The 25,133-nt window shown below is 67.2% G+C and carries 21 protein-coding genes and 1 riboswitch; of the genes, 11 read left to right on the top strand and 10 right to left on the bottom strand.

Translation table 11 applies throughout. From position 1 onward, the window contains the following. Positions 1-110: 110 nt before the first annotated feature. The 3 genes from FNH24_RS26050 to arfA form a co-directional block, all read right to left on the bottom strand. Positions 111-1,037: a glycoside hydrolase family 43 protein gene (locus tag FNH24_RS26050; RefSeq protein WP_152365169.1), complete on the bottom strand. Its 927-nt coding sequence runs from the start codon at positions 1,035-1,037 to the stop codon at positions 111-113. 103 nt (positions 1,038-1,140) lie between these two features. Continuing rightward, positions 1,141-3,390, bottom strand: coding sequence for a family 43 glycosylhydrolase (locus tag FNH24_RS26045; protein WP_246187080.1), 2,250 nt, complete (start codon positions 3,388-3,390; stop codon positions 1,141-1,143). 32 nt (positions 3,391-3,422) lie between these two features. After that, positions 3,423-4,979, bottom strand: coding sequence for an arabinosylfuranosidase ArfA (arfA, locus tag FNH24_RS26040; protein WP_343031912.1), 1,557 nt, complete (start codon positions 4,977-4,979; stop codon positions 3,423-3,425). A 319-nt stretch (positions 4,980-5,298) separates the two neighbouring features. Between arfA and FNH24_RS26035 the strand changes: the two genes are divergently transcribed. The 4 genes from FNH24_RS26035 to FNH24_RS26020 all read left to right on the top strand — a co-directional run bounded on the left by FNH24_RS26035 (position 5,299) and on the right by FNH24_RS26020 (position 9,616). Next, entirely contained in the window at positions 5,299-6,660 is a 1,362-nt protein-coding gene (locus FNH24_RS26035) for an ABC transporter substrate-binding protein (protein ID WP_152365167.1), read from the top strand. Continuing rightward, the gene (locus FNH24_RS26030) at positions 6,657-7,643 is read left to right on the top strand and encodes a carbohydrate ABC transporter permease (RefSeq protein ID WP_152365166.1); all 987 of its coding nucleotides are present in this window, start codon (positions 6,657-6,659) and stop codon (positions 7,641-7,643) included. Before FNH24_RS26035 ends, FNH24_RS26030 begins: the two co-directional genes overlap by 4 nt. Continuing rightward, complete coding sequence (locus tag FNH24_RS26025) at positions 7,640-8,533, top strand: carbohydrate ABC transporter permease (protein WP_152365165.1); 894 nt, start codon at positions 7,640-7,642, stop codon at positions 8,531-8,533. The genes FNH24_RS26030 and FNH24_RS26025 overlap by 4 nt, the downstream gene beginning before the upstream one ends. Before the next feature lie 81 nt (positions 8,534-8,614). Further along, positions 8,615-9,616, top strand: a complete 1,002-nt coding sequence (locus FNH24_RS26020) for a LacI family DNA-binding transcriptional regulator (RefSeq protein ID WP_152365164.1) — start codon at positions 8,615-8,617, stop codon at positions 9,614-9,616. Positions 9,617-9,639: 23 nt separating this feature from the next. Here FNH24_RS26020 and FNH24_RS26015 read toward each other — a convergent pair whose 3' ends face one another. Beyond that, positions 9,640-9,831 carry a hypothetical protein gene (locus tag FNH24_RS26015; protein ID WP_152365163.1) on the bottom strand — a complete coding sequence of 64 codons (192 nt, stop codon included), beginning with the start codon at positions 9,829-9,831 and terminating at the stop codon, positions 9,640-9,642. A 185-nt stretch (positions 9,832-10,016) separates the two neighbouring features. On the opposite strand from FNH24_RS26015, the gene FNH24_RS26010 reads away from it, so the two are divergent. Further along, the gene (locus tag FNH24_RS26010) at positions 10,017-11,231 is read left to right on the top strand and encodes a DUF418 domain-containing protein (RefSeq protein WP_152365162.1); all 1,215 of its coding nucleotides are present in this window, start codon (positions 10,017-10,019) and stop codon (positions 11,229-11,231) included. Here the strand turns inward: FNH24_RS26010 and FNH24_RS26005 are convergent. Continuing rightward, the gene (locus FNH24_RS26005; protein ID WP_152365161.1) at positions 11,164-11,628 is read right to left on the bottom strand and encodes a rhodanese-like domain-containing protein; all 465 of its coding nucleotides are present in this window, start codon (positions 11,626-11,628) and stop codon (positions 11,164-11,166) included. The two genes, FNH24_RS26010 and FNH24_RS26005, sit on opposite strands and share 68 nt — an antisense overlap. Further along, positions 11,625-12,134 carry a cysteine dioxygenase gene (locus FNH24_RS26000; protein ID WP_152365160.1) on the bottom strand — a complete coding sequence of 170 codons (510 nt, stop codon included), beginning with the start codon at positions 12,132-12,134 and terminating at the stop codon, positions 11,625-11,627. Before FNH24_RS26000 ends, FNH24_RS26005 begins: the two co-directional genes overlap by 4 nt. Before the next feature lie 213 nt (positions 12,135-12,347). Beyond that, positions 12,348-12,460, bottom strand: a riboswitch (SAM riboswitch). A 112-nt stretch (positions 12,461-12,572) separates the two neighbouring features. Here FNH24_RS26000 and FNH24_RS25995 point away from each other — a divergent pair. From FNH24_RS25995 to FNH24_RS25980, 4 genes are all read left to right on the top strand, one after another. Further along, positions 12,573-12,887: a hypothetical protein gene (locus tag FNH24_RS25995; RefSeq protein WP_152365159.1), complete on the top strand. Its 315-nt coding sequence runs from the start codon at positions 12,573-12,575 to the stop codon at positions 12,885-12,887. Between the two features lie 130 nt (positions 12,888-13,017). After that, on the top strand, positions 13,018-15,504 hold the full coding sequence (locus tag FNH24_RS25990; RefSeq protein WP_152365158.1) for a glycoside hydrolase domain-containing protein: 2,487 nt from the start codon (positions 13,018-13,020) through the stop codon (positions 15,502-15,504). A 123-nt stretch (positions 15,505-15,627) separates the two neighbouring features. Continuing rightward, positions 15,628-18,126, top strand: coding sequence for a glycoside hydrolase domain-containing protein (locus tag FNH24_RS25985; RefSeq protein WP_161606319.1), 2,499 nt, complete (start codon positions 15,628-15,630; stop codon positions 18,124-18,126). A 197-nt stretch (positions 18,127-18,323) separates the two neighbouring features. Further along, complete coding sequence (locus FNH24_RS25980) at positions 18,324-18,749, top strand: hypothetical protein (protein ID WP_152365156.1); 426 nt, start codon at positions 18,324-18,326, stop codon at positions 18,747-18,749. 93 nt (positions 18,750-18,842) lie between these two features. On the opposite strand, the gene FNH24_RS25975 is transcribed toward FNH24_RS25980, so the two are convergent. Further along, positions 18,843-19,766, bottom strand: coding sequence for a sigma-70 family RNA polymerase sigma factor (locus FNH24_RS25975; protein ID WP_246187079.1), 924 nt, complete (start codon positions 19,764-19,766; stop codon positions 18,843-18,845). A 101-nt stretch (positions 19,767-19,867) separates the two neighbouring features. On the opposite strand from FNH24_RS25975, the gene FNH24_RS25970 reads away from it, so the two are divergent. Then, the gene (locus tag FNH24_RS25970) at positions 19,868-20,422 is read left to right on the top strand and encodes a YceI family protein (RefSeq protein WP_152365155.1); all 555 of its coding nucleotides are present in this window, start codon (positions 19,868-19,870) and stop codon (positions 20,420-20,422) included. A gap of 28 nt (positions 20,423-20,450) precedes the next feature. Here FNH24_RS25970 and FNH24_RS31830 read toward each other — a convergent pair whose 3' ends face one another. From FNH24_RS31830 to FNH24_RS25955, 3 genes are all read right to left on the bottom strand, one after another. Then, the gene (locus FNH24_RS31830; RefSeq protein ID WP_175047925.1) at positions 20,451-20,777 is read right to left on the bottom strand and encodes a DUF4190 domain-containing protein; all 327 of its coding nucleotides are present in this window, start codon (positions 20,775-20,777) and stop codon (positions 20,451-20,453) included. A gap of 153 nt (positions 20,778-20,930) precedes the next feature. Next, positions 20,931-21,851, bottom strand: coding sequence for an oxidoreductase (locus tag FNH24_RS25960; RefSeq protein ID WP_246187078.1), 921 nt, complete (start codon positions 21,849-21,851; stop codon positions 20,931-20,933). 32 nt (positions 21,852-21,883) lie between these two features. Beyond that, entirely contained in the window at positions 21,884-22,423 is a 540-nt protein-coding gene (locus tag FNH24_RS25955; protein WP_152365154.1) for a hypothetical protein, read from the bottom strand. 1,933 nt (positions 22,424-24,356) lie between these two features. On the opposite strand from FNH24_RS25955, the gene FNH24_RS25950 reads away from it, so the two are divergent. Continuing rightward, positions 24,357-24,818 (top strand): DUF7768 domain-containing protein, encoded by a 462-nt coding sequence (locus FNH24_RS25950; RefSeq protein ID WP_152365153.1) that lies wholly within the window; start codon positions 24,357-24,359, stop codon positions 24,816-24,818. Positions 24,819-25,133 lie beyond the last annotated feature (315 nt).

Raw genomic sequence — 25,133 nt, 5'->3', positions numbered from 1 at the left:
CAGTAGCGGTCAGTTCGAAGGGGACGTCTTGGGTGTTCGTTCCCTGAGCTTGTCGAAGGGCCCGGCTGATGTGGCCTGCCCTTCGACAGGCTCAGGGAACGAAACACGACTCAGGGTTTCGTCGGGTAGTCGAGCTGGGGCGGCTCGATGGAGACGCTGCCGTCGGCGCCGAAGATCACCTCGCTCAGCCACATCATCCGGCCGGGGATCGACTCGCCGACCGCGTCCGGGGCCCAGCCGTGATAGACGGTCCAGACCCGTCCGTCCTTTTCGAACAGGGCGTTGTGGCCCGGTCCGGCGGCGACGTCGTTGGCGGTCAGGATCGGGTCCGGGTGCTTGGTGAACGGGCCGAGCGGGTTGTCGGCGGTGGCGTAGCCGACGGCGTAGTCCGGGGAGGTGAAGCCGTTGCCGGAGTAGAACAGGTAGTAGGTCCCGTCCCGCTCCCAGAGGAACGGCCCCTCGACCAGCGGTCCCTCCCACGGCTGGTCCTGCTTGAACAACTGCTTCGGCTCCCCGACCAGCTCGGTGCCGTCCGCGCTCAGTCGCTGCACCGAGATGTAGCTGTCGACGCCGACGTGATTGCCGTCGTTCTTCCAGTACAGGTAGCGATTCCCGTCGCTGTCGACGTAGGGATGCGCGTCGATGCTACCGCCCTGATCGGTCTCGCAGATCAGCGGCCCGTCATGATCATCGACGAACGGCCCGCCGGGGGCGTCGCCGATCGCCAGGCCGACGCACTGGATCGACGGGTCCGGCGCCCGGGTCGTGTAATACATCAGGTAGCGGCCGTCGGGATGCCTGATCACCTCCGGCGCCCAGACCTTGCCCGAGCTGCTCCAGTCCGGCAGTTGCGGCAGTGCGTCCGGCCCCTGCTCCCAGCTGACCAGGTCGGTGCTGGTCAGGGTCTGCACGTTGGCCCCGTTGCCGTTGGTCGCGTACGCCCAGTAGCGGCCGTCCTCGGTCGGCGCACCATCTGGGCCGGTGATGATCAACGGATCCGGGAAGTTGCTGGCGTAGACCGGATTGGTGAATCCCATGGGTGATTCCTCGGCTCCTTCGGGGACTGGATCGACAGGGGCCGTGCACCCGGCCATGATCACCACCAGGGCGATGATCATGGCCGGGAGAGCGATCGGCGCTCTACCGCACGGCATAGAACCTCAGGTAGTCGAACGAGGCGACGGTGGCCGGGCTGGCGCCGCCGTGGGCGACCAGGCCGATCTTCGGTGCCTCGCCGGCCGGCAGCACCCAGGTGGCACCCCAGGTCCAGTGCTCACCGTCGCGCGAGCTCGCCGCCCGGTAGTGGTGCTCGCCCTTGGCGCCCCGGTGGTAGGCGACCCGGAACCAGGTTTCCTTCGCCGGCGTGCCGATCATGGCCGCGCCGTACGACAGCCGGCCGGCAGCGTCGCCCACCAACTCCCGGCCGTACTCGACCTGCCGGGTGTTCCAGATCGCCACGCTGCACAGCCGGGCCAGATCGTTGTCGCCCCGATAGATCACCAGGCCGGCCTGCTGATAGTTGCGGACCGTGTCGGCGCCGAGATCGAGCTCGACCTTGGTCTCCACGATCCAGGACCCCTTCGGCGGGGTGCGCAGCAGCGCGCCGGCGGTGTTGGCCGTCCCGACCAGGTCGCCGGCCTGCAGCGGCCAGGTGAACTCGCCGTCGGCGACCTCGGCCGCCGGATCCTCGCGGAGCCAGTTCCAGCCGGTCAGGTCACCGTTGTCGAACTCGTCGGCCCAGAGCAGCTTGCCGGTCCCCGGCGTCGGCACGGTCTCCCGGGCCTGCACCGCGATCGACCGGACCGACAGGTTGTCGATCACGGCGCCGTCGCCGCTCAGGCTCAGCGGAGCCGAGCGCAGCCGCAGTCCGGGCACGTCGAGCCGCACCTCGGCGCTGGGATCGGCGAGATCGGAGTCCCCCACCGACACCGTGACCCGGCTCCGGTCGACCTCGATGATCACCGACTGCCAACCGGGCGTCGGCTTCAGCGCGGCGGAGCCCTCGATCGACTGCGGTCCGGCGGTGACGTGCAACTGCTGCTCGGCCGGGTCGACGGTGGCGGTCACCTGCTGCCGGCCGGAGCCGAGCGTGATCGTCAGCGCCTGGTCGGCGCGGACGTCCAGTCGCACCCGCGCCCGGTTGCCCGGCGCCGGAGCCTTGGACCGGGCGTCGCCGTCGACCAGGGCGGTCTTGCCGGCCTGATCATCGGCGGGCCCGGGCTGCAGACCGGTGAAGCCACGGGCGGCCGGATCGTCGGCGATGATGCCGAGCGCCGAGCCGGTGACCGGCGCCGGCTGCGGGCTGTCGCTGGGGCCGGCTCCGGCCCGCGTCCGCGGCCAGCCGTCGATCCAGTCGATCCGGTCCAGCAGCATCGGCCGGCGGTTGATCCCGAACGGCTGGTTCAGCCAGGGCTCGTTGCGGTCGATCGCGTGGTAGACGATGAAGTCGCGGCCCTCGGCGTCGGTGGCGATCGCATGGTGACCGGTGCCGATCCAGCGGTTGCCGTTCTGGGTGATCACCGTGGTGCCACCGACCGCGGAGGCCAGCAGCGGGATCCCGTCGGCATCGACGAACGGGCCGAGCGGACTCTTGGACCGGCCGGCGAAGACCGTGTAGCCGGTGGTCGGGCCGGCGCAGCAGTTGGCCGACGACGCCATCAGGTAGTACCAGCCGTCGCGGCGGATCACATAGCCGCCCTCGTACCGGTTGTCGATGGCGACCTGGGTCAGCTCGCCGGTCGCGGTCAGGCCGTCGGCGCTGACCTTGCTGGCCCAGATGCCGCCGTGGTAGCCGCCGAAGTAGAGGTAGGAGTCACCGTTGACGTCGGTGAAGCCGGCCGGGTCGATGGTGCCGAGGAACGTGCCGCCACTCGCCCGCGGCGCGATCACCGGCGCGTCGGTCGGCGTCCACGGTCCGGTCGGCGTCGGCGCCGTGGCGACCCCGATCGCCTCGTCCTCGCCCGGGTTCAGCAGGGTGTCGATCACCGTGTAGTAGAGCACGTACTTGCCTTGGATATAACGGATATCCGGCGCCCACAAGAAGGAGTTCGGCGCCGCCCAGGAGGGCCGGTTCGACGCGTCGAAGACCGTGCCCTGGTATTCCCAGGTGATCCAGTCCTTGGTCCGGGCGATGTGCATGATCCCGGACGGGTCGCCGGAGCGGAGCGGGTCGGCGGTCGAGTACGCGTACCACCAGCCGTCCTTGCCCAAGATCACCGACGGATCGGCGAAGGTGTCGGCGAAGCTGTCGCTGATCGCGTTCGTGAAGCGGCCGGGCTTGGCCTGGTCCGCCGCGGCCGGGCCGGCCAGGGCGAGCCCGGCGATCACGGCCGCCGCGGCGACCATGATCAGGAGGGTACGCAGAGCGTGGGGCGGTCGGGGTCTGATCATCATTGATCTCCTCGTCGTTGAAAGGGGTGAGGTCAGTCCTCGGAGCGTGAGCTGGTGGCGATGCGGATGCAGTGCCAGGAGGCGGCCGGCAGGACGCCGGTCAGCCGCCCGTCGGTCAGGGTCGAGACGCCCGGCTTCGGGACGATCCGGTCCGGTTGCTCGGGCGAGTTGAAGGCGCGGCGGTCGTCGTCGGCGATGTGCACGTGCTCGATGATCCGAAGCTCATCGAAGCCGGCCAGATCCACCGTCAGGTCCAGCTCGGTGGCCCGATCGCGGTTGGCGGCGAAGATCACCAGCTCCCCCGCCTCGGCGTTCCACACGGTGGTGGCGTGCAGGGCGCTGACCTCGCCGTACCGCGCGGTGTCGATGCCCGGGCCGCTGATCGCCGGCTGCAGCACGGTGCCGTGCGCGTGCTTCGCGGTCAGGGCGAACGGGTGGAAGATCGTCTGCCGCCAGGCCGCGCCGCCGGGAGCGGTCAGGATCGGCGCGATCACGTTGACCAGCTGGGCCTGGCAGGCGATCGAGACCCGGTCGGTGTGCCGCATCAGCTCGATCAGCAGGCTGCCGATGACCACCGCGTCCTCGACGTCGTAGACGTCCTCGATCAGCGCCGAGGTCTCCCGGATCTCGAGCTTCTTCTCGCCCGCCCAGCGCTTCTGGAACCAGACGTTCCACTCGTCGAAGCTGACCATGATCTTCTTGCTCGAGCCCTTGGCCGCCGCGACATGATCAGCCGTCGCGACGACGGAGGAGATGAAGCGGTCCATGTCCTCGGCACTGGCCAGGAACGAGTCATGATCACCGTCGATCGGCTCGTAGTAGGCGTGGGCCGAGATGTGCTCGACCAGGTCGAAGCAGCGATCCAGCACGACCCGTTCCCAGGTGCCGAAGGTCGGCATCGACCGGTTGCTGGAACCGCAGGCGACCAGCTCGAGGTTCTCATCGAACCGCTTCATCGCCCGGGCGGTCTCCTCGGCCAGCCGGCCGTACTCCTCCGGGGTCTTGAAGCCCATCTGCCACGGCCCGTCCATCTCGTTGCCGAGACACCAGACCTTGACCCCGTACGGGTCGGTGTGTCCGTTCTTCGCCCGCCGGTCGGCCAGCTCGATGCCGGTCTCGGCATTCGTGTACTGCAACAGATCGCTGGCCTCGGTGATCCCCCGGGTGCCCAGGTTGACCGCCATCATGGGTTCAAGATCAAGTCGCTCGCACCACTGCAGGAACTCGTCGGTGCCGACCTGGTTGGTCTCGATCGTCTTCCAGGCCAGGTCGAGCCGCACCGGCCGCTCCGACCGCGGGCCGATCCCGTCCTCCCACTGGTAGTTGGATACGAAGTTGCCGCCGGGGTAACGGATGATCGTCGGGCCGAGCTCACGCACCAGCTCGGCGACGTCGGCCCGGAAGCCGTACTCGTCGGCGGTCGGGTGCTCGGGCTCGTAGATGCCGGTGTAGACGCACCGGCCCAGGTGCTCGACGAACGAGCCGAAGATGCGCCGGTTCAACGGCCCGACCCGGAAGTCCGGATCGACCTTCATGCGGGCCGCGCCACGCTCGGTCGAAGCTGTTCCGGCTTGCTGCTGTTCGGTCACCGTTCCTCCTCCGTCGTCCGGCGCTCGACGCACCGGCCGGCATTCGACATCCCTGTCGCTGGCCACGGCCTCCCTCGATGGGACGGGGCTCAACGGCCGCTCGAACCGCATTCTCACAGCACTTGTTAACCGTTGTAAAGAAGTTGTCCGGGGCCGTTGCAGGTTCTGGAGTGCACCGGTATCGTCCCCGAGTAATCGTTGTAACCGAGTGACCGAATCCACCGCGCCCGATGAAGGGACCGGCTGGTTCGCTGCCGTCGAAACCCGCAGCCCGGTGCCGGTGAGCGTCGGGAGATTTCGCAGCTTCAAGGAGGAAGACATGACGAAGGTCAATCCATTCGGCTCCGCAGGGACACGGTCGATCAGTCGGCGGGGACTGCTCGGCGGTGCGCTCGGCGTCGCCGGCGGCCTGGCGCTGACGGCCTGCGGCCCCGGCTCGGCCGGCACCCCGGGCCAACAGGTGGCACCGAGCGGTGACGGCGGCGCCAGTGGCTATGACGGCCCGCCGGTGACGCTGGCGTACTGGAACGGTTTGACCGGTGGCGACGGGCCGATCATGCGCAAGCTCACCGACCAGTTCACCAAGGCCAACCCGAACATCAAGATCACCACCACCTCGATCGAGTGGGCCGAGTACTTCCAGAAGTTGCCGGCCGCGGTGAGCAGCGGCAAGGGCCCGGACGTCGGGATCATGCACGCCGACGACCTGGCCACCAACGCCGCCCGGAATGTGATCCAGCCGCTGGACGACGTCGCGACCGCGCTGAAGCTGACCGAGGCCGACTTCGCGACGATCGCCTGGAACGGCGGGCTCTACGACGGCAAGCGGTACGGGATCCCGCTGGACATCCACCCGGCCGGCCTTTACTACAACAAGACCGTGCTGGAGAAGGTCGGCGCCGATCCGGAGAAGCCGCCGACCAACGAAGAAGAATTCATGACGATCTTGGAGCAGTGCAAGTCCAAGGGAATTCAGGGATTCTGGGTGTCGGCGCAGAGCGCGGCCGGCCTGCTGGCCCAGACCTTCGTCTACCAGTACGGCGGCTTCATGGTCGCCGACGACGGTTCGGCGGTCGGCTTCGCCGACGAGCCGGCGGTCAAGGCGATCACCTGGCTCAAGGGCTTGATCGACAAGGGCTACAGCCCGAAGAACGCCGCCGGCGACGGTGATCAGGTGTCGCTGAACAGCGACAAGGGCGCGTTCATGATCAACGGTCCGTGGATGACCACGCCGCTGAACGAGAACAAGAAGCTGAAGTGGGGTTGCGCGCCGGTGCCGCAGATCGGCACCACCCAGGCCACCTGGGCCGGCTCGCACCAGTTCGTGCTGCCGCGGCAGACCAAGCCCGACGAGAACAAGGCCAAGGCGTCCCGCTTCTTCGTCAACTGGATCACCCAGCAGTCGCTCGGCTGGGCCGATGCCGGCATGGTCCCGGCCCGGAACTCGGTCCGCGAGCTGCCCGAATTCCAGGAGAAGACCGCCGTGGTGGAGTTCGCCAAGCAGCTCGACTACATCAAGTTCACTCCGCCGATCCCCGGCGTGGGCGACGTGATGGGCGAGTGGACCACCGGGGTCAACGCGGCCATGACCGGCAACCAGCCGATCGCCGATGTCCTCGGCAAGGCCGCGGAGAAGGGCAACAAGGTCCTCGAGACCAACCGCAAGAAGTACGGCCGATGAGCGCGACCGTCCAGGAGCAGGCTGCGTCCCGGACGGTCGACGGTTCGCCCGCCAAGCGACGCCGAGGGCTTCGGCTGCATCACCCGCTGACGCCCTATGCGCTCTGTGCTCCGTACGTGATCTTGCTGCTCACGTTCGTGGTCGGGCCCGCGATCTTCGGCATCTGGATCAGCCTGCACGACTGGGATTTCCTGCTGGAGGCGAAACCGTTCGTCGGGATGCAGAACTATCTGGATCTGTTCGACCCGGAGTCGGTGATCTCGGAGAACTTCTGGATCGGGATGCAGAACACGGCGATCTTCACCGTGGCCAGCGTGCCGTTCCTGGTCGTCATCCCGCTCGGGGTCGCCCTGCTGCTGAACCGCCGCTTCCCGGCCCGGACGTTTTTCCGGGCGATGATCTTCGCCCCGTTCGTGCTCGGCATCGCGGTGATCGGCGTACTGTTCAACTACCTGCTGGAGACCGACTTCGGCTTGATCAACGCCGTGATCGAGCTGTTCCACCGGTTCTTCGACCTGTTCCTGCCGCTGGGGTCGTACCAGCCGATCGGTTGGACCCAGACCCAGCCGGCGGCCTGGGTCGCCCTGGTCGGGATGACGGTCTGGTGGACCCTCGGGTTCAACACGGTGATCTACCTGGCCGGCATCCAGAGCATCCCGAGCGAGCAGTACGAAGCGGCCGAGATCGACGGCGCCGGCGGCTGGGGCAAGCTGATCCACATCACCCTGCCGGGGTTGCGGATGGTGCTGGTGTTCATCGTGACCATGACGATCCTGGCCAGCGCCAACATGTTCGGCCAGTCCTATCTGGTCACCAACGGCGGCCCCGGTGACAGCACCCGGACCGCGATCATGGTGATGACCGAGGAGGGCCTGCGCGGCTTCAAGATGGGCACGGCGTCGGCGATGAGCTACGTGCTGGCGGTCTGCCTGGCGATCGTCTCGATCATCAACTTCTTCGCGATGAGGGAGCGTAAGTCATGACCACCACCGTCGAGCCCGAGGCGCCACGCCGGAGCCGGCCGACCAGGACCCACCGCAAGGCGTTCCGCCGGGACCGCAACGGACCCGGCTTCTGGGTCGGCATCGTGTTGCTGTCGGTGATCTTCGTCGCGCCGATCCTGTGGATGTTCCTGACCTCGTTCCGCAGTCAGGCCGACGCCCGGCGGATCCCGATCTCGCTGGTGCCGGACGAGATCACCTTCCGGGCGTTCGGGATCATCTTCGGCCAGGCCCAGAATCCGGTGCTGCTCTGGGCCGTCAACTCCCTCGTCGCCGCCACCCTGCACGCGCTGCTGGTGCTGGCGATCTCGGCGATGGCCGCGTACGCCTTGGCCCGGATGAAGTTCCGCGGCCGGAACCTGATCTTCGGCGTGCTGATCGGCACCATGTTCGTGCCCGGCTTCATCTTCCTGATGCCGAACTATCTGCTGATGTACCAGCTCGGCTGGCTGGACACGATCTTCGCCCTGGTCGTGCCCGGCGCCGCCGGCGCGTTCGGGGTGTTCTTCCTGCGCCAGTTCTTCCTCTCCATTCCGCGGGAGCTGGAGGAGACGGCGCTGATCGACGGCGCGAACACCTGGACCATCCTGACCCGGATCGTGATCCCGATCTCCAAGCCGGCGCTGGTCACCCTGGGGGTGCTCTCGTTCCTGGGCAACTGGAACGACTTCGTCTGGCCGATCTTCGTCCTGTTCTCGCCGGAACGGCTCACCCTGCCGGCCGGCCTGTCCAGCCTGCGCGGTGCGTTCGCGGTCGACTATCCGGTCGTGATGGCCGGCGCCACGGTGGCCGCGATCCCGGTGTTGATCTTGTACGCGTTCGTCCAGCGGTACGTGATCGAGGGAGTGGCCACCAGCGGCATCAAGGGCTGAAAACCCCGACCTGTCAGAACTAGGGCACGCTAGAGCGTCCCCTGGTTCTGACAAGTGGGGGTTTGCGAGGAGGATGGCGGCGTGGTTGCGCGGTTGAAGGACGTGGCGGCGCTGGCCGGGGTCAGCGTCAAGACCGCGTCGAATGTGGTCAACGAGTACGTGCACGTCAGCCCGCAGACCCGGGCCAAGGTGCGGGCGGCGATCGAGCAGTTGCGCTATCAGCCCAACGTGAGCGCCCGGCAGCTCAAGCACGGCCGGGCCGGCTTCCTCGCCCTCGCCCTGCCCCAGCTGGATTCGCCGTACTTCGCCGAGCTCGGCGCCCGGTTCAGCGCGGCGGCGTCCCGGCTCGGCTATCTGCTGCTGCTGGACGCCACCGGCGCCGATCCGGCGGCCGAGCAGGTGGTGCTGAACGGGATGCGATCACACGTGATCGACGGCGTGATCTTCTCGCCCCTGGCGGTCGGCCCGGAGGACATCGCGGCCCGCGCCGACGACGTGCCGATGGTGCTGCTCGGTGAGCGGGCCGTGCCGCCCGGCTACGACCACGTCGCGGTCGATTCGGTCACCGCGTCACTGGCCATGACCGACCATCTGATCTCCCTCGGCCGGTCCCGGATCGCCGCGATCGGCCGGGAGTCGGTGGCCGGCACGGCCTCGGTCCGGCTGGAGGGTTATCGGCGGGCCCTGGAGGCCGCCGGGCTGCCGTACCGGCCGGAGTTGGTGATCGGCGTCGCGCGCTATGACCGGGCCGACGGGAAGGCGGCGATGGAGCAGCTGCTGGCGCTGCCCGAGCCGCCGGACGCCGTGTTCTGTTTCAACGATCTGATGGCGATCGGCGCGATCCGCGCCTGCGTCGAGGCCGGAGTCGCCGTGCCCGACCGGATCGCGATCGCCGGCTTCGACGACATCGCCGAGGGCCGCTTCAGCAACCCGACCCTGACCACCGTCGCCGCCGACCTCGACCTACTCGCCGAGCAGACCCTGCGCCTGCTCCAGGCCCGGATCGCCGACCCCGACCGACCGGCCGAGTCCGTCGCCGTCCCCTGGACCCTGCGGCTCCGGGAGAGCTCGATCGGCCGCTGACGTGCCGCCCGGTGATCATCGGGTCACGAGAAGGCCGGGCGGTTGGTCGCAGTGCTCGGCCACAGCTGCCGCCGGCGCTCGATCCGCCGAGCCCGCCGCCGGGCCGCCTTCCGCTCCCGCAGCAGCCGTCGGCCGAGCCGATCCTGTTCCGCGATGGCCGCCAGCTCGGCTCGCTGCTGGTGGTGCACCTCAAGGCCGATCGTCTGCTCGAACATGATCATTCTCCTCTGATCCGGGTTCCGTGCTCTCCCCTCCTTCGACTCCCGTCCCGGCGAGAACTCATCGGCCGACCGGAAGAAGTCCCCCGGCCGGGCTGGGGCGCACACTCTGGCCGATCGTCCAGCCGTTCTGGCCGATCGGCGTCTCGCCTTCGGACCCGGCGGCTGGTGGACTCGTCGTCATGCCCGACACTCTTGCCCGACCTGGCACTGCGCGGATGCTCGCCCCGGATCTGGCCCGGGGCTTCATGCTGTTGTTGATCGCGCTGGCCCACGCCCCACTGTTGATCACCGGCCCGGAGCCGGTGACCTTCGATGAACGACTGCCACCGGCGGCGAGCCTGGCCGACCAGCTGGTCAATCTCGGCATGACGGTGTTCGTCTTCAGCCGCTCCTATCCGTTGTTCGCCGCCCTGCTCGGATACGGGCTGGTGCTGGTGATCGAGAGCCGGCGACGGCGCGGCGAACCGGAGACCGAGATCCGGGCCCGGGTCCGCAGCCGGGGTTGGTGGATGTTGGTGTTCGGTCTCGGGATGGCGATCCTGGTCACGCCGGTCGAGATCCTCGGGGCGTACGGCCTGATCACCGTGCTGCTGGCCGGCGTGCTGATCCGGGACGACCGGGCACTGCGGAAGATGATCATGATCTTGGCCGGCGTCGCGGTGCTCGCCTCGATCGCCCTCGGCTTCATGCTGTCGGCCGGGCCGGGCGAGCAGGATCAAATGATGGCGATCGGCCACCTCGGCTACGCGCCGGCCGACCTGGCCTTCCGGGTGGTCAGCTGGCTGATGTCGGTGATCATCAACACCGCACTGTTCCCGGTGGCGCTGGCCGTGCTGGTCGGCGTCTGGGCCGGGCGGCGCCGGCTGCTGGAGGAGCCGGAGCGCAATCTGATCTTGCTGCGCCGAATCGTCACCGTCGGGCTGCCGATCTCGATCTTCGGCGCGGTGCCGCTGGCTCTGAGCAACGCCGGGATGCTGACCGCGGGGCACGGCTGGTGGGCCCAGGCCGTCCACGTGCTCAGCGGCCTCGCCGGCGGCTTCGCGTACGCGGCGATCTTCGGCCTCATCGGCGGCCGGGTGCCGCCCACGGCGCACTGGACCCGACCACTCACGGCGATCGGGCAGCGCTCACTGACCTGCTACATCGTGATGGAGGCGGCGTTGATCTTCATCTCCTCGACCGCCTTCCTCGGCTTCGGGGCCCGGGTCGGGCCGGCCGGGGCGGCAGTGATCGCGATCGTCGCCTGGCTCGTCGCGGCGGTGCTGGCCAACATCCTGCACCGGCTGGACCGACCGGGACCGGCCGAGTGGTTGCTGCGGCGGTTGGTCAACCGGCCGCGTGGGCAGCGCCCTCGTGATCACGACGAGGAACCGGCACGCCGGTCCGGTGAGTGATCAACCGGGCGAACCGCGCCGCCGGGGTGCCCGGATCGCAGACCAACATCTCCGACCACTGCCGCCAGATCGCTTCCAGCCAGGCCCGGTAGCCGCCGCCGACCCAGGTCACGTTGCCGAAGCCGCGCCGGTGCAGGATGCCGGCCAGTCGATCGGACCGGTCGCCGGCTCCACAGACCAAGATCACCGTGGTCTCGTCGGACAGGTCGAGATCGGCGAGCTGGTCGGGAGAGAGCCGGAGCGCCCCGGCCAGGTCGCCGTCCCGGAGCCGTTCGCCGGGGGAGCGGAGGTCGATCACCGTCGCGCCCGCGTCCCAGGCGTGCCGGGCCTCGGTCGGGCTGAGCGCCGGCAGCCGTGGAACCAGCTGGTCGACCGCACCCGCGATCAGGGTGCTCACCGGGGTGCCCCGATCAGCCTGGTGTCGACCGAGTCGAGCAGATCGCCGTACCGGGCGTAGTGCCGGGCCTCGACCACCGTGGGCGGATACAGGTGCAGGCTGATCGCCGGGTCGGGCGAGCTGTTCACCAGCCGGTGAATGTGGAACGGGCCGAACTCGGCCGGCCGGCCGGCGTCATGGGTCAGCGGCTCCGGGTCGATCTGGGCCGGGCGGGTCGGGTCGTCCCAGGCCAGGTGCTCCAGCAGCCGGCCCTGCAGCACGACCAGCACGCCGCTGCCGGCGCCGTGATCATGCCAGTCGGTCGACTGGCCGGGCAGCCAGGTCTGCAGCCACGCCTCGTACTCGGGCGCGGAATGCAGGTGGGTGCGGAACCGGGAATCCGGATCGAAGGTGACCGCGGAGTGCCACAGCCGGGGCGTCGCCGCGATGATCCGCGCGTGGCGGACCAGGGTTGGGATGGTGGGAACAATGGGAACAGCGGGAATGGTCGAATCCTGATCAGACATTGGTGATCCTCGAAGAAAGCCGATCAACCGCGCTCGTCGTGCGGGCGCGGCGTCGGCGGGTTGTCGATGGCCGGGTCAGCGCATTCGACAACAACAGACGGCACTGGCCGTCCGAGCAAGATCAACATGTAGCCGGGCACGGAATGTCGCCGCTGGGTCTCGCCACAGCGGTTCCGCCGATCCCTTGCTCTTCATGGTGCCTCCGCATGTCGTGGAAGTGGCTTGCCCGACGGGGTGTCGGACCAGGTCTTCACCCGGAGCACCCCACCCGCTTCCGCGAGGGTTGCCGGCCAGCGAGCCGGGGCTTGACGCTGACACTCATGACCTTGGATCGATGATTCCCGACCCTTGGGCTCGGAATCAACCACCGCCCCAGGTGTCCCACATCACGGACACTTGGGCCTAGGATAAATCGATCAGGTGTTCGATACTGACAGAATGTCTGATGTCAGGGATTCGTTCTGGTGGGAGGAGCTCGCCCCGGGTGAAGAGCAACTGGTCGACAACGAGGAGTGGCCGGCGGGGGAGACCGCCCGGTTTCTGCGGGACCACACCAGGATCGAGGTCGAGGCCCGCGTGGTCTGGGCCCGGGACGGCGAGGAGTGGGTGCGCGGCCACGTGACCCGCTGGGTGCGACCGGTGGTGCTGGTCGAGTTGCACGACGCTCGCCGGCACCGGGTCTGGCTGCCGGCCGGTGACGTTCGGAGGGTCACCGGCCGGGAGCCGGACGATGGATCGTCGGGCGGGAGCTGATCACCCGGCAGCCGGGATCTGCTGCCGGCACCGGAGCTTTCGGCCGGCAGTGGTCTAGCCGGGTTGGTTGTCGATCTCCCTGCGCGCCTCGAAGGATGAGGCCCTCGACCCAGTGACAGGGAGCCCGCCGATGAAGCTGTTGCCGCTGTTCGCCGCCCTGGTGGCCACCCTGTGTGTGGCCGCCCTGCTTTCCGTACCGACGCCGGCCGAGTCCGCCGCCAGGCCTCAACTCTGGGCGGCTCGCGCCTCGACTCATGTCTTCCCCGATTCCCTCCCCGGCGACACCGGCGGGCAGCAGACCCTCGCCCTGGATTCCGCCCGGAACGAGTTCGAGGCCGGACAGGTGATGATCCGGTGGGACCGCGAGTTCACCATCGCGCGGGTCGCCTTCACCCCGCTCAAGTCCGGCCGGAACACCATCCCCGCGGCCGAGCTGAGCTACAACTTCGTCAAGTACGTCTCGTTGAACCGGAACTCCCGCCTGGGCAGCCAATCGATCTACGCGCCGAGCCGCCCGGCGCCGGGCGAGTTCCCGGAGGGGCTGTCGAACGCGCCGTCGATCAAGGTCGCGGCCGAGAGGACCCAGCCGATCTGGGTCCGGGTCAAGGTCCCCAAGACCCAGGCCGGCGGGATCTACCGCGGCACGGTCAAGATCGAGACCGATCACGGCACCATGACCATGCCGCTGTCGATCAACGTCCGGCCGGTCACGATCCCCGACACCAAGGACAGTGGCTTCACCGACGTCGAATGGACCCTGTTCTTCGGCACCGTGTCCCACCAACCACCGCCCAGCGGCGTCGAGACCATGCTCGCCAACTACGGCTTCTCCCCCTTCAGTCCCGAATGGTGGAAGCTGATGGAGGACTACGCCGATCTTCGCCGGGACTATCGCAACAACAACCTGACCCTGCCGATGAACACCCTGTTGCTCGCCGGGGACACCAAGATCGATTCCGACGGCACCGTCCACTTCGACTGGAGCAAGATCGACCAGGTGGTCGAGTTCTTCATGGACCGCGGCACGGTCAGTCGGCTCGAAGGATTCTGGGTCAACGGCGGTCCGACCTCGGGGACCACCTGGGGCGTCGAGACCCTCGCCCGTGGGCCGGAGGGGAACGTGATCAAGAAGTACGTTCCGTGGGACTCGCCCGAATCCTCCCGCTGGATCAACGATTACGTCACGGCGCTGCGTGATCACGTCAAGGCCAAGGGCTGGGACGACATCTGGTGGATGCACATCGGCGACGAACCGCAGGGTGCGCCGGGTCGCGACGGCTGGAACGGAATCTTCGACAAGGTCAAGGCGGTCTGGCCCGAGGTCGTGATCGGCGACGCGACGGCCCACGAACCCGTTGCCAGCGAGGTGAGCGAGCGCGTCGACATCGCGATTCCCAACCTGCAGAACTACGAGTCCCATCCCCGCGCCTACGACGAGGCCCGCAAGCAGGGCAAGGATCTCTGGTTCTACAACTGCAACATCCCCGGGGCCGACATGCTCAACCGCTTCGTCGATCAGCCGCAGTACTACCAACGCCTGATCGGCTGGCTCGCCGCCGCCCGCAACGCCAACGGGCACCTGCACTGGGCGTTCAACAACTGGAACATCTCGATGGATGATCAGAATCTCAAGGGCGATTTCTGGGTGGTGAACCCGGACAAGGAACGCAAGGACCTGCTGGAGCGGACGATCCGGCTGGAGTCGATGCGCGACGGGATCGAGGACTGGGAGGTGATCACGATCTTGAAACGGCGGCATCCGCAGCTGGCGATGGATCTCGCCAAGGCGCTGGCCAGCACGCCCGGGACGTTCACTCCCGACGTCACCTACCTCGAGCGGATCCGGGCGCTCGCGCTCGACGCGGCGGCCGGCAAGCGCGTCGCCGCGGCCGAGCTGGCCTCGGTGATCAAGACGGGGAAGGCCGTCGACCTCGGCTCACAACAGCAGCTCGACGGCGTCTTCGTCACCTGGGGTGACACTCCCCCGGCCGGCGGGTACATCGTCGAGACGTCGTACGACGGTGAGCACTGGGTCAACGCCGGCCGGCGGATCAAGACCGACGGCGGCGAGGACTTCGTCGGCCTGAACGCCAAGGGTCGCTACGTCCGGCTGAAGGACCCCGCCGCGGGCCTGATCGGCTTCAAGGTCGCCGGTTCACCGCTGTCCCGGCCGAATCTGGCCGGCGGGCTGACGTACCAGAAGTCCTGGGAGCCGCCGAGCGGCTTTCCGGACACGACCGGGCGCGAGTCGACCGACGGCGTGGTCTCGGACACCTTCGGCGACCAGCGGCCGTACGTCATCCAGGGCAAGGCGGGCGAACAGAAGTCGTTCGACGTGACCTTCGACCTCGGTGCGGAGAAGAGGGTGCGCGAGGTGATCATGCAGGGCTATGCGGAGTACGCCGGCTATCGGCCCGACACCGTGCGGGTGCTGACCAGCACCGACGGGAAGACCTGGACCGACCGCGGCGGGGTCAGTCGTCCGAACGACGCCTCGGGCAACCGTTACCAGGTCCGCTTCGCGCCGGTCCAGGCCCAGCACGTCAAGATTGCGTTCACCCGCACCTTCATCCCGTCGGCCGACGGCGTCTTCATCGACGAGCTCGAGGTCTACTGAGTCACCCGGGCCGACCGCGCCGCAGCGGGGTGCGGCGGACAGTGGTCTAATCGGGATGGTTGTCGATCTCCCTTGTGTACTTGAAAAATGAGGTTCTCGACCCGACCGACTGGGAGCCCGCCGATGAAGCCGTCCCCGCTGTTCGCCGCCCTGGTGGCCACACTGTGTGTGGCCGCCCTGATGATCACTCCGGTCCGCGCCGCGGCCGCCCCGACGACCGAGGTCTGGGCCACCCGGGCATCGACGCACGTCTTCCCCGATTCACGGCCGAGCGACTCCGGCGCGTTGTCGGCGCTCGCCCTCGACACCGCCCGGAACGAGTTCGAGGCCGGCCAGGCCGTGATTCGTTCGAACCAGGACCTGACGATCAACAAGGTCAGCTTCTCGCCGCTCAGCGCCGGGCGGAACCGGATCGAGGCACCGAACCTCACGTACAACTTCGTCAAGTTCACCGGGCTGAACCACAACTCGGTATTCGGCGGCAACCAGTACGTCTACGCGCCGAGCCGGCCGGCGCCGGACAACTTTCCCGACGGGCTGTCGAACGATCAGTCGATCAAGGTCCCGGCGAACACGACGCAGCCGTTCTGGATCCGGGTCCATGTGCCGAAGTCCACCCCCGGCGGGATCTACCGCGGCCGGATCCTGGTCGAGACCGATCGCGGCACCCTCAACCTGCCGCTGTCGGTCAACGTCCGCGCAGTGACGATCCCGGACCCCAAGGACAGCGGCTTCACCGACGTCGAGTGGACGCTGTTCTTCGGCACCGTGTCGCATCAGCCGCCGCCGAGCGGGGTCGAGACGATGCTGGCCAACTACGGCTTCTCCCCGTTCAGCCCGGAGTGGTGGAAGCTGATGGAGGACTATGCCCAACTGCGCAAGGACTATCGCAACAACAACCTGACCCTGCCGATGAACACGCTGTTCCTGGCCGGAAACACCACGGTCGACGCCGACGGCACCGTGCACTTCGACTGGAGCAAGATCGACGAGGTGGTCGAGTTCTTCATGGACCGCGGCACGGTCAGCCGGCTCGAAGGCTTCTGGGTCAACGGCGGCCCCGGCTACTGGACCAACTGGGACGTCGAGACCCTGGCCCAGGGCCCGGACGGGAAGACGATCAAGAAGTACGTCCCGTGGGAGTCGGCCGAGGCCGACCGGTGGATCACGCAGTACGTCGGCGCCATGCGTGATCATGTCAGGGCCAAGGGCTGGGAGGACATCTGGTGGGGCCACATCGGCGACGAGCCGCAGGGCGCGTCGGGCCGGGCGGGCTGGAACGGGATCTACGACAAGGTCAAGGCGGTCTGGCCGGAGCTCAAGATCGGCGACGCCACCTTCCACGAGCCGGTCGCCAGCGAGGTGGCGGCGCGCGAGGACATCCTGATCCCGAACCTGCTCAACTACGAGACCCATCCGGCCGCCTACGACAAGGGACGGGCCGAGGGCAAGGATCTGTGGCTCTACAACTGCAACATCCCGACCCTGGGCTTCCTCAATCGCTTCATCGATCAGCCGCAGTACTACCAGCGCCTGATCGGCTGGCTCGCCGCCGCCCGCGGCGCGAACGGGCATCTGCACTGGGCGTTCAACAACTGGAACATCTCGATGGATGATCAAGACGTCAAGGGTGACTTCTGGGTGGTCAACCCCGACAAGTTGCACAAGGATCTGCTGGAGCGGACGATCCGGCTGGAGTCGATGCGTGACGGGATCGAGGACTGGGAGGTCGTCACGATCTTGAAGGAGACGCACCCGGACCTGGCCACCGATCTTGCCCTGGCCCTGGCCAGCAAGCCGGGCACCTTCACCGGCGACGTCACGTTCCTTGATCGAATCCGTACCCTCGTGCTCGACGCCGCGGCCGGCAAGCCGTTCGCCGCCAAGGATCTGGCGGCGACGATCAAGACCGGCGCGGCGGCCGATCTCGGCGCGCAGCATCAGGTCGACGGCGTCTTCCTCAAGTGGGGTGCTGATCATCCGGCCGACTACACGATCCAGACGTCGTACGACGGCAAGAGCTGGGTCGACGCCGTCCGGCGGACCAAGGCCAACGGCGGCGAGGACTTCGTCGGCATCAACGGCAAGGCGCGCTACCTCCGGCTGAAGACGGCCACCCCCGGGCTGCTGGAGTTCAAGGTCGCCGGCTTCGCCCTCCCGCGGCAAAACCTGGTCGGCGGGCTGACGTACCAGAAGTCGTGGGAGATCCCGGCGACGCTGCCCGAGACGTTCAAGGATCTGACCGGGCTGGAATCGACCGACGGCGTGATCTCGGACAACTTCGGCGACGGCCGGCCGTACGTGATCCAGGGCAAGCCGGATGAGAAGAAGGACTTCGACGTCACCTTCGACCTCGGCGCGGCCAAGACGGTGCGGCAGGTGGACGTCCAGGGCTACGTCGAGTATTCCGGCTACCGGCCCGACACCGTCCGGGTGCTGACCAGCACGGACGGGGTGAAGTGGACCGACCGCGGCGGCGTGGACCGACCGAACGACCCCTCGGGCAACCGCTTCGAGGTCCGCTTCGCTCCGGTCAAGGCTCAACACGTGAAGGTCGCCTTCACCCGCACCTTCACCAAGTCCGCCGACGGCGTCTTCATCGACGACATCGAGGTCTACTGACCCTCCGCTCCCGAGTTGTCAGAACTGAGTTGTGCCCCGGCGCAACTCAGTTCTGACAAGTCGGCTGGCATCGGCGGAACGGCTATCTGTTGCTGCTGGACGACACCTCAGCTGGGTGCACTGCTCGAACCAGCTCGAGGAAGGGAAGGATCGTCGACGCGACGTCCGACCAGTTCCAGGAGCTGTGGCTCGGCGACATGATCGCGATCGAGAGTGCCAGCCCGCGGCACGCCCATTACCTCCCTAACCCGCGGGAGTGGCGGTTGCAGCCGACGACCCGGCCGATCGGGCCCTCACGTTCCCTGAGCCTGTCGAACCATGATCTTGGACCGTCGACCGGCACGGTGACCTGTCGTTCCGACGGCGACGTCCGGGTCCTCGCTGACGAATCCGATCGACCGTGGACCACGCTCGCCCGAGGCGTGCTCGGGCTGCTGACCGGCTGGCCGGTTCATGATCAGATCGTCGACCTCGCGGCCCGGACCCTGCGAGCCAGGGCCGAGACCGAAACCGAGCTGTCGACCGCTGAACTGATGCATCCGCTGGTGATCCAGAGCATCCAGCACCTCGGCGGGCTGCGCCGGCCGGCGTGGATCGCGTCGGAGTTCAGTCCGCCGGTCTGAACCCTGGAATTCGACCACGATCCCGGCCTGGGCCCCGCGACACGCCGCGTTCGGCGGGGTCGTCGGGCGACTGGTGGTCGGAAACCAGGGCCACTAGTTCGAGAGGAAGTCCAGGACGGTGTACTCGCGCTCGGCCAGGCGCTGCGGATCGATCGTGATCTCGAGGACGGCGATCCGACCGGCACGGTGGGTGAGGGCGCCGATCGCATACAGGTCACCGTCGAGGAAGGCGACGAACCCGACCCGGCCTTCGACCATCGCCGGATAGGCGTCGACGCCGGTCCGGGAGACCGACTGGGCCCGGCGCGCGACGTTCTCGGCGCCGGTGGCGGCCAGCTGCAGCCCGGAGCCGCTGTCCTCATGCACCTCGGCCTCTGGGTCGAGCACGGCGACGAGTGCCTCGAAGTCGCCACCCCGCGCGGCGGCGAGGAAGGCCTCGACGACCCGACGTTGGGTGGTGACGTCGCCCTCGGGGTTCGAATTGCCGTCGCGGATCCGGCGCCGGGCCCGGCTGGCGAGTTGCCGGGACGCCTCGGGCGAGCGGTCGAGGATGACGCCGATCTCCTCGAACGGCACCGAGAACATGTCGTGCAGGACGTACGCCAGCCGCTCGGCCGGCGTCAGGGTCTCGAGGACGACGAGCAGGGCCAGCCCGACCGAGTCGGCGAGCACGGCCTCCTGCTCCGGATCGGCGCCGCCGGACTCGTCGTCGACCGGATCCGGCAGCCGTGCCTCGAGCGAATCCTCGCGCCGGGTCCGGCGGGAGCGGAGCATGTTGAGCGCGACCCGGCCGACCACGGTGACCAGCCAGGCCTCGAGATTCTCGATCTCGTCGGCGTCCGCGCCGCTGAGCCGCAGCCACGCCTCCTGGACCGCGTCCTCCGCCTCGGTGCCCGAGCCGAGCATCCGCATCGCGACCGCCCGCAGCCTGGGTCGGTGCTCCTGGAATCGTTCCGCCAGCCAGTCGTGCTCGTCCATGCCCACCAGACCCGTCCCGCGCGCCGAATGTGACGTCACGTTTCCGCGCCGCCGCGTGTCTTCCCGATCGAGAGCGTAGACCGGCCCGGAATCGAGCGGGTCGGATGCGCCCAGTGCGGTTCCACGAGAGAGAGCGAGACATGGCCACGACCAGCAGGCTGGACCAACTGACCGGCGAATACGTGATCGACCCCGCGCGGACCCGGATCGGCTTCGTCGTCCGCAGCACGAAGATCACCAAGGTGCGTGGCTGGTTCGAGCGGTTCGACGGTGTGGTGCAGCTCGACGGCGACGACCCGACGAAATCCTCGGTCCGACTGACCCTGCAGGCGGCTTCGATCCAGACCCGCAACCGGCGCCGTGATGATCACCTCCGCCGCGAGTTCCTGGCGGTCGAAGCTCACCCGACCATCACCTTCGCCTCGACCGCGATCCGGGCGGAGGGGTCGTCGACCTTCATGATCACCGGCGACCTGACCATCCGCGGCGCGGTGAAGCCGGTGGCCGTGACCGTCGAACTGACCCGCACGGATCACGATCCTGCGGGCGGGTTCCGGGTCGGCTTCGTCGGCAGGGCGTCGGTCAACCGCAAGGATTGGGGCGTCCGGATGATCTCCGCGCTGGACAATGGCAGCTTCGTGATCGACGACCGGGTGGACCTGCTGCTCGAGGTCTCCGCCGGCCGACGAATTTGATCGGATCGACGCAAGATCAACGAGACGATCAGGCGTTGCCGGCGAGCACAACGACGACATACACGGCCCAGCCGATGACAGCAACGATGCCGAGCGCCTTGCCGGCCTTCGCCAGGCCGGATTCACTCTGGCTGCCGAGATAGATGGCGATCGGGCCGAGCACCACCCCGCAGAAGAACAGGCCGAGGATTCCGCAGACCAGGGCGCCGACGCCCTCGTTGGGGGCGGGATGGCCGGTCGTGTTGCTCGATGGTCGGGCTCGGGGAGTGAGCAACGGTTTCGTCGGGTTCGGGCGCGTGGAGTCGTTCGTCGGCTGCCCCGAGCGATAGTCGGTGTACCTCGGAAAGTCATCCATCGGATCGTCCCCGTCATCTGCGGTCCGCAGCGAGTCGCGTCCTGGCTACGACTCTCGGGCCCACCTCGCGGTTCCGACGGCTCACGACGAAGCCCGGACGCGGATCATCACCTGCTGAGCGCGTGTGATCATATGGGTACCGTCGGGCGGCCGTCAGCCGGGATCCGGAGCGATACCCGTCAGCTCCGCGGTCAGGTCCCAGAGGCGTCGGGCCACCGGTTCGGCCGTGGCCGCTCGTGGAATCCTCGCCGGCCCGACGGCGCCGCGGATCTCGAGCGGCCCGCCCGGTCCGTAGTAGCCGTGAGCCTCCGGGGCGGTGGCCGCGTACAAGATCGGCAAGGTGCCGGCTCCGACCCGCTGCGTGATCAAGGAGTTCAGCACCCGGCTCGCGCGGAGCAGCAGACGGCCGCGGTCGCGCATCGAGTTCGGAAACAGTTCCGTGTCGGTCATCCCCGGATGGGCGACGACGCTGCGGATCTGATCACCGGCCGCCCGGAGGCGCCGCTCCAGCTCGAGCCCGAAGATCAGATTGGCCTGCTTGGACTGCCCGTACGCCAGGCCGCCGTTGTAACGACGCCGATGAAAGTTCGGATCGTGCAGATCGAGCATCCCGCTCCGTGCCGCGATGCTCGCCACGTGCACGACCCTCGGGTCGGTGCCGCCGCGCAACGCGGGCATCAGCAGCCAGGTGAGAGCGGCATGGCCGAGATGGTTGGTGGCGAACGTCGACTCGTATCCCTCGACGGTCCGGCGCAACGGCGGCCAGGTGATCCCGGCGTTGTTGATCAAGATGTCCAGCTGGTCTCCGGTGCGTTGCCTGATCTCGGCCGCGGCGCTGCGTACCGAGGAGAGATCGGCAAGATCGAGCAGCACCAACTCGCCGCCCCGGACGGTGCTGACCGCCTGCTCGCCGCGTTCGCGGGAGCGGCACGCCAGCAGCACTCGCGCGCCGTGCTCGCCGAGGACGGTCGCCGCCCGCAGGCCGAGCCCGGAGTTGGCGCCGGTGATCACCACCGTGCGACCGGATTGATCAGCGAGGTCGCGTTCGCTCCACGACAGGCGCCGGGTGGTCACGCCGATGAGCGTACGCGGCTCGTGGGAGCCGGTCAGGGCAGCCCTCGGATGAGCTGCAGGATGCCGGCGATCAGACCGTAACCGAGCAGGGTGGCGCCCATCACCGGCCCGACCAGCCGGCTGGTGGGATCGGTCGCGCCGCGCAGCCGAGCCCCGACGATGATCACCAACGCTGCCTGGATCAGCCCGAACACCGCGATGCTGGGATCACTCAGCAGCAAGCCGAGCGGCACGAAGTGGAGCGCGACGATCAGGGCCACCCACCAGGCCATCCACCGACCGGCCGATCGCCGGGCCAGTAGCAGGCAGCCCAGCCCGGCTGCGATCACCTCGGCGCCGACCAGCACGCCGAACCACTGATAGCGGCCGGCCAACGCCGTCGGTGCCGACCAGTTCAAAGCGGTGAGCACGCCGAACCCGATGGCCAAGATCATCCCGAGCACCGACCCGATGCCGAGCGGCAAGCGCCAGCGGCGCGGTGGATCCTCCTGGGCCCAGCCGAGCCAGACCACCGTCATCAGCCCGAACCAGGCGGCGGTGAACAGCCCGTCGCGGGCGAACTCAGTGATCATTCCGGTCCTCTGTTCTGGTCGTCTGCAACGGACAGCCTTCCATGGCGGCCCGGACCGGCTCGATCCCGACCGCGGGATCGGGGAGCTTCTCGCCGTGACTACCCGGCCCAAGTTTCCCCGATCACGCCGGGCGCGGCCAGACTGAGGCCATGGTCAGGATCAGGCGGGTCGAGGAGTCGGATTGGCCGGCGTTCTGGCCACTCCTGGTCGCGATGGGCACCGACGACGCCGAGCCGCTGGCCCGATCCCGATTCCGCTCACCCTTAGCGATCCGCCATGGACTGTGCTTGTCGCAGACGGCTGACACCTGATCGGCTACGACGCGTCCTAGGAATCGTGGGCCACATCTGCGCCTCGTCGACGCACAACCGGATGACTTCGCTGCCTACCTGGTCGACTACCCGTCTTGGACGGCCGCCCCATACTGGTCGCCGTTGTCGACCTGGCAGCCGGCCCTCGGCACCGGTAGTGACCTAGCAAGGGGGCGCGGCCCGACTCTTCGCCGCGTTCTCCGTGTTCTCGGTCCGCTGAAGGGGCTGCACTGTCGCGTCGAGAGCCAGACCAGTGCACGGCCTATTCTCCGTGGTCCGGCTCCCTGAACCGACTTCCCACGCTTGGACTGCGTTGTTTCGCAGCTTCGCCGACGCGATTTCGACCTGCAGTGCGGCGTGGCTGGCCGTAGAATTGTCCAGATGCATAAGGACGAAGGGGTCGAAAGTTTGATAATAGTTGGAGCGGGGCCCGCCGGGTTGATGGCCGCAGTCGCCGCGGCGGCGCTGCATCCACTCGTTCTCGAGTCCGGGCCTGAGCGATCCCTTCGGGACCCTGCATCGCCCTCCGACCTCGTCCGCGGCGTCGGTGGCGCCGGCCTGTTCAGTGACGGCAAGTTCTCATTTCGACCATCGGCGTCCAAACTGTGGAAACTTCAGTCAGATCTTCTGCGTGCTGCTGAGTGTGAACTCACCCAGTTGACTAAGTCGTTTGGAATCCGTGTTCCCGTTCGCGTCCAGAACCAATCGCCCCTACGCACTATTGGTAGTCACCGAGTCAAGTCCTATCCCTCGGAGTACATGCCGCTCGCTCGACGATCAGCCTTGATTGATAGTCTCAGAAGTCGCATCCCGCGCCTTCTGACCAACTCATCGGTCGGAAGCGTAGCTGCCGTGGGCTCGAGATGGCTGGTTCGTCTCCACGACGGATCCTTGATCACGTCCTTGGGTATTCTCATCGCATCAGGCCGGTTCGGACCTCTCCTACTTGAACCCATAGAATCCCCAAGGTTGCTAAGACCGGTTCGGCTCGAGGTTGGGATAAGAATCCAGCAACCGTCGGGTGAGTTCTTCCTCCGCTCCCACGAGCAACTCGATCCGAAGTTGATATGGCGAAACGATCTAACTGGAGATGAGTGGAGAACTTTCTGTTGTTGCCGCGACGGAATCGTCGTGGAAACCGAATTCAATAGAGTACGCAGCTTCTCAGGCCGCGCCGATTGCCCGCCCACAGGTAGATCGAATGTCGGATTCAACATTCGAATGCGGGATCCGACTGAGATCCGCCGCCACTGGACCACGGTGCGAAATCTACTGAGCATGCAGGCCGAACCCTTGACTACCACGTTAGGCAGCCTGATCGGCTCACCAAAGAGTGCCGCACCACTCAGAGCCTACTTTGGGCCGGAAATCTCGGCGCGCCTTATTGCCGGTATTCGACTCCTTATGAGAGACTTTCCAAGAGATCATCTAGAAAGAGCGGAGGTATTCGCGCCTACAATTGAGGGTGTGGGCTTGTACCCCTCACATGACAATGCACTCCGTGTGGCCGACAATGTTTGGATTGCTGGTGACACAGCCGGGGACTTTCGGGGTTTAGTCGCGGCACTAGTGAGTGGCCACATCGCCGGCAGTGCTGCGGCCAAGAAATTAGGAGTCCTGAGATGAATCAGTTGCTCGTGTACACAGCTCAATCTAAGCAGTACTTCTACTGCCGAGACGTTGTCTGTGAGTTCGTTTTTCACAGAGGGTCTATTCCACTGAATCCATTCCGGGTTTTCGACTACTTCCTGGGCGACCGGGTTCCACGTGATCAGGTTCGCCGCGGCAATCACCGATTAATCGCTGCATCCGACGAAGTTTGGGTCTTCGGTGACCGCTTGGCCGACGGCGTGCTTGTGGAGATCGCCCAGGCGGCGCGCTTGAACATTCCGGTCCGATTCTTCTCAATCGGAGCTAAGCTGGCCGAGATTCGAGATATACCGACTAATCGTCTTGAGTTCGAGACAGAGGTGTCTGACGTAACCGGACTTCCGACCGATGAGATGCGGAGTAGAATCGCACGCGGAGAACTCGACACAGTGATGATGGCCCTAGGTAGAACTAATGAACTGACGTTCTCGTGAAGAAGGTTCGGGGAAATGGCTCGCTCATCCATATATTTGCACTTCCTAGATCGCGAGCTCAATCTGGCCGCGGGTAGCCAGCTGCGCGGGGAACAAATTGTACGGTTGTTGCGGCTAACGTCGTTGTGCACGTCCACTCCGTTATACTGCGGCCTTTCCGCGGTATGGGAGAACGATGCCTTAGACGACGCCGCTCGACTCCATTTAGAGGCTCTATTGTCGATCGAGCGACTTGACACAGTCAGTTCCGACTCGACTCAGACTGAGTTCATTGAAAGTCGCCGAGAAGCCTACGCGCATGACCACCTGCGATAC

The sequence above is a fragment of the Microlunatus speluncae genome, assembly GCF_009299835.1.
Classification (GTDB): Bacteria; Actinomycetota; Actinomycetes; order Propionibacteriales; family Propionibacteriaceae; genus Microlunatus; species Microlunatus speluncae.
This window is presented reverse-complemented; position numbering and strand designations above follow the sequence as displayed.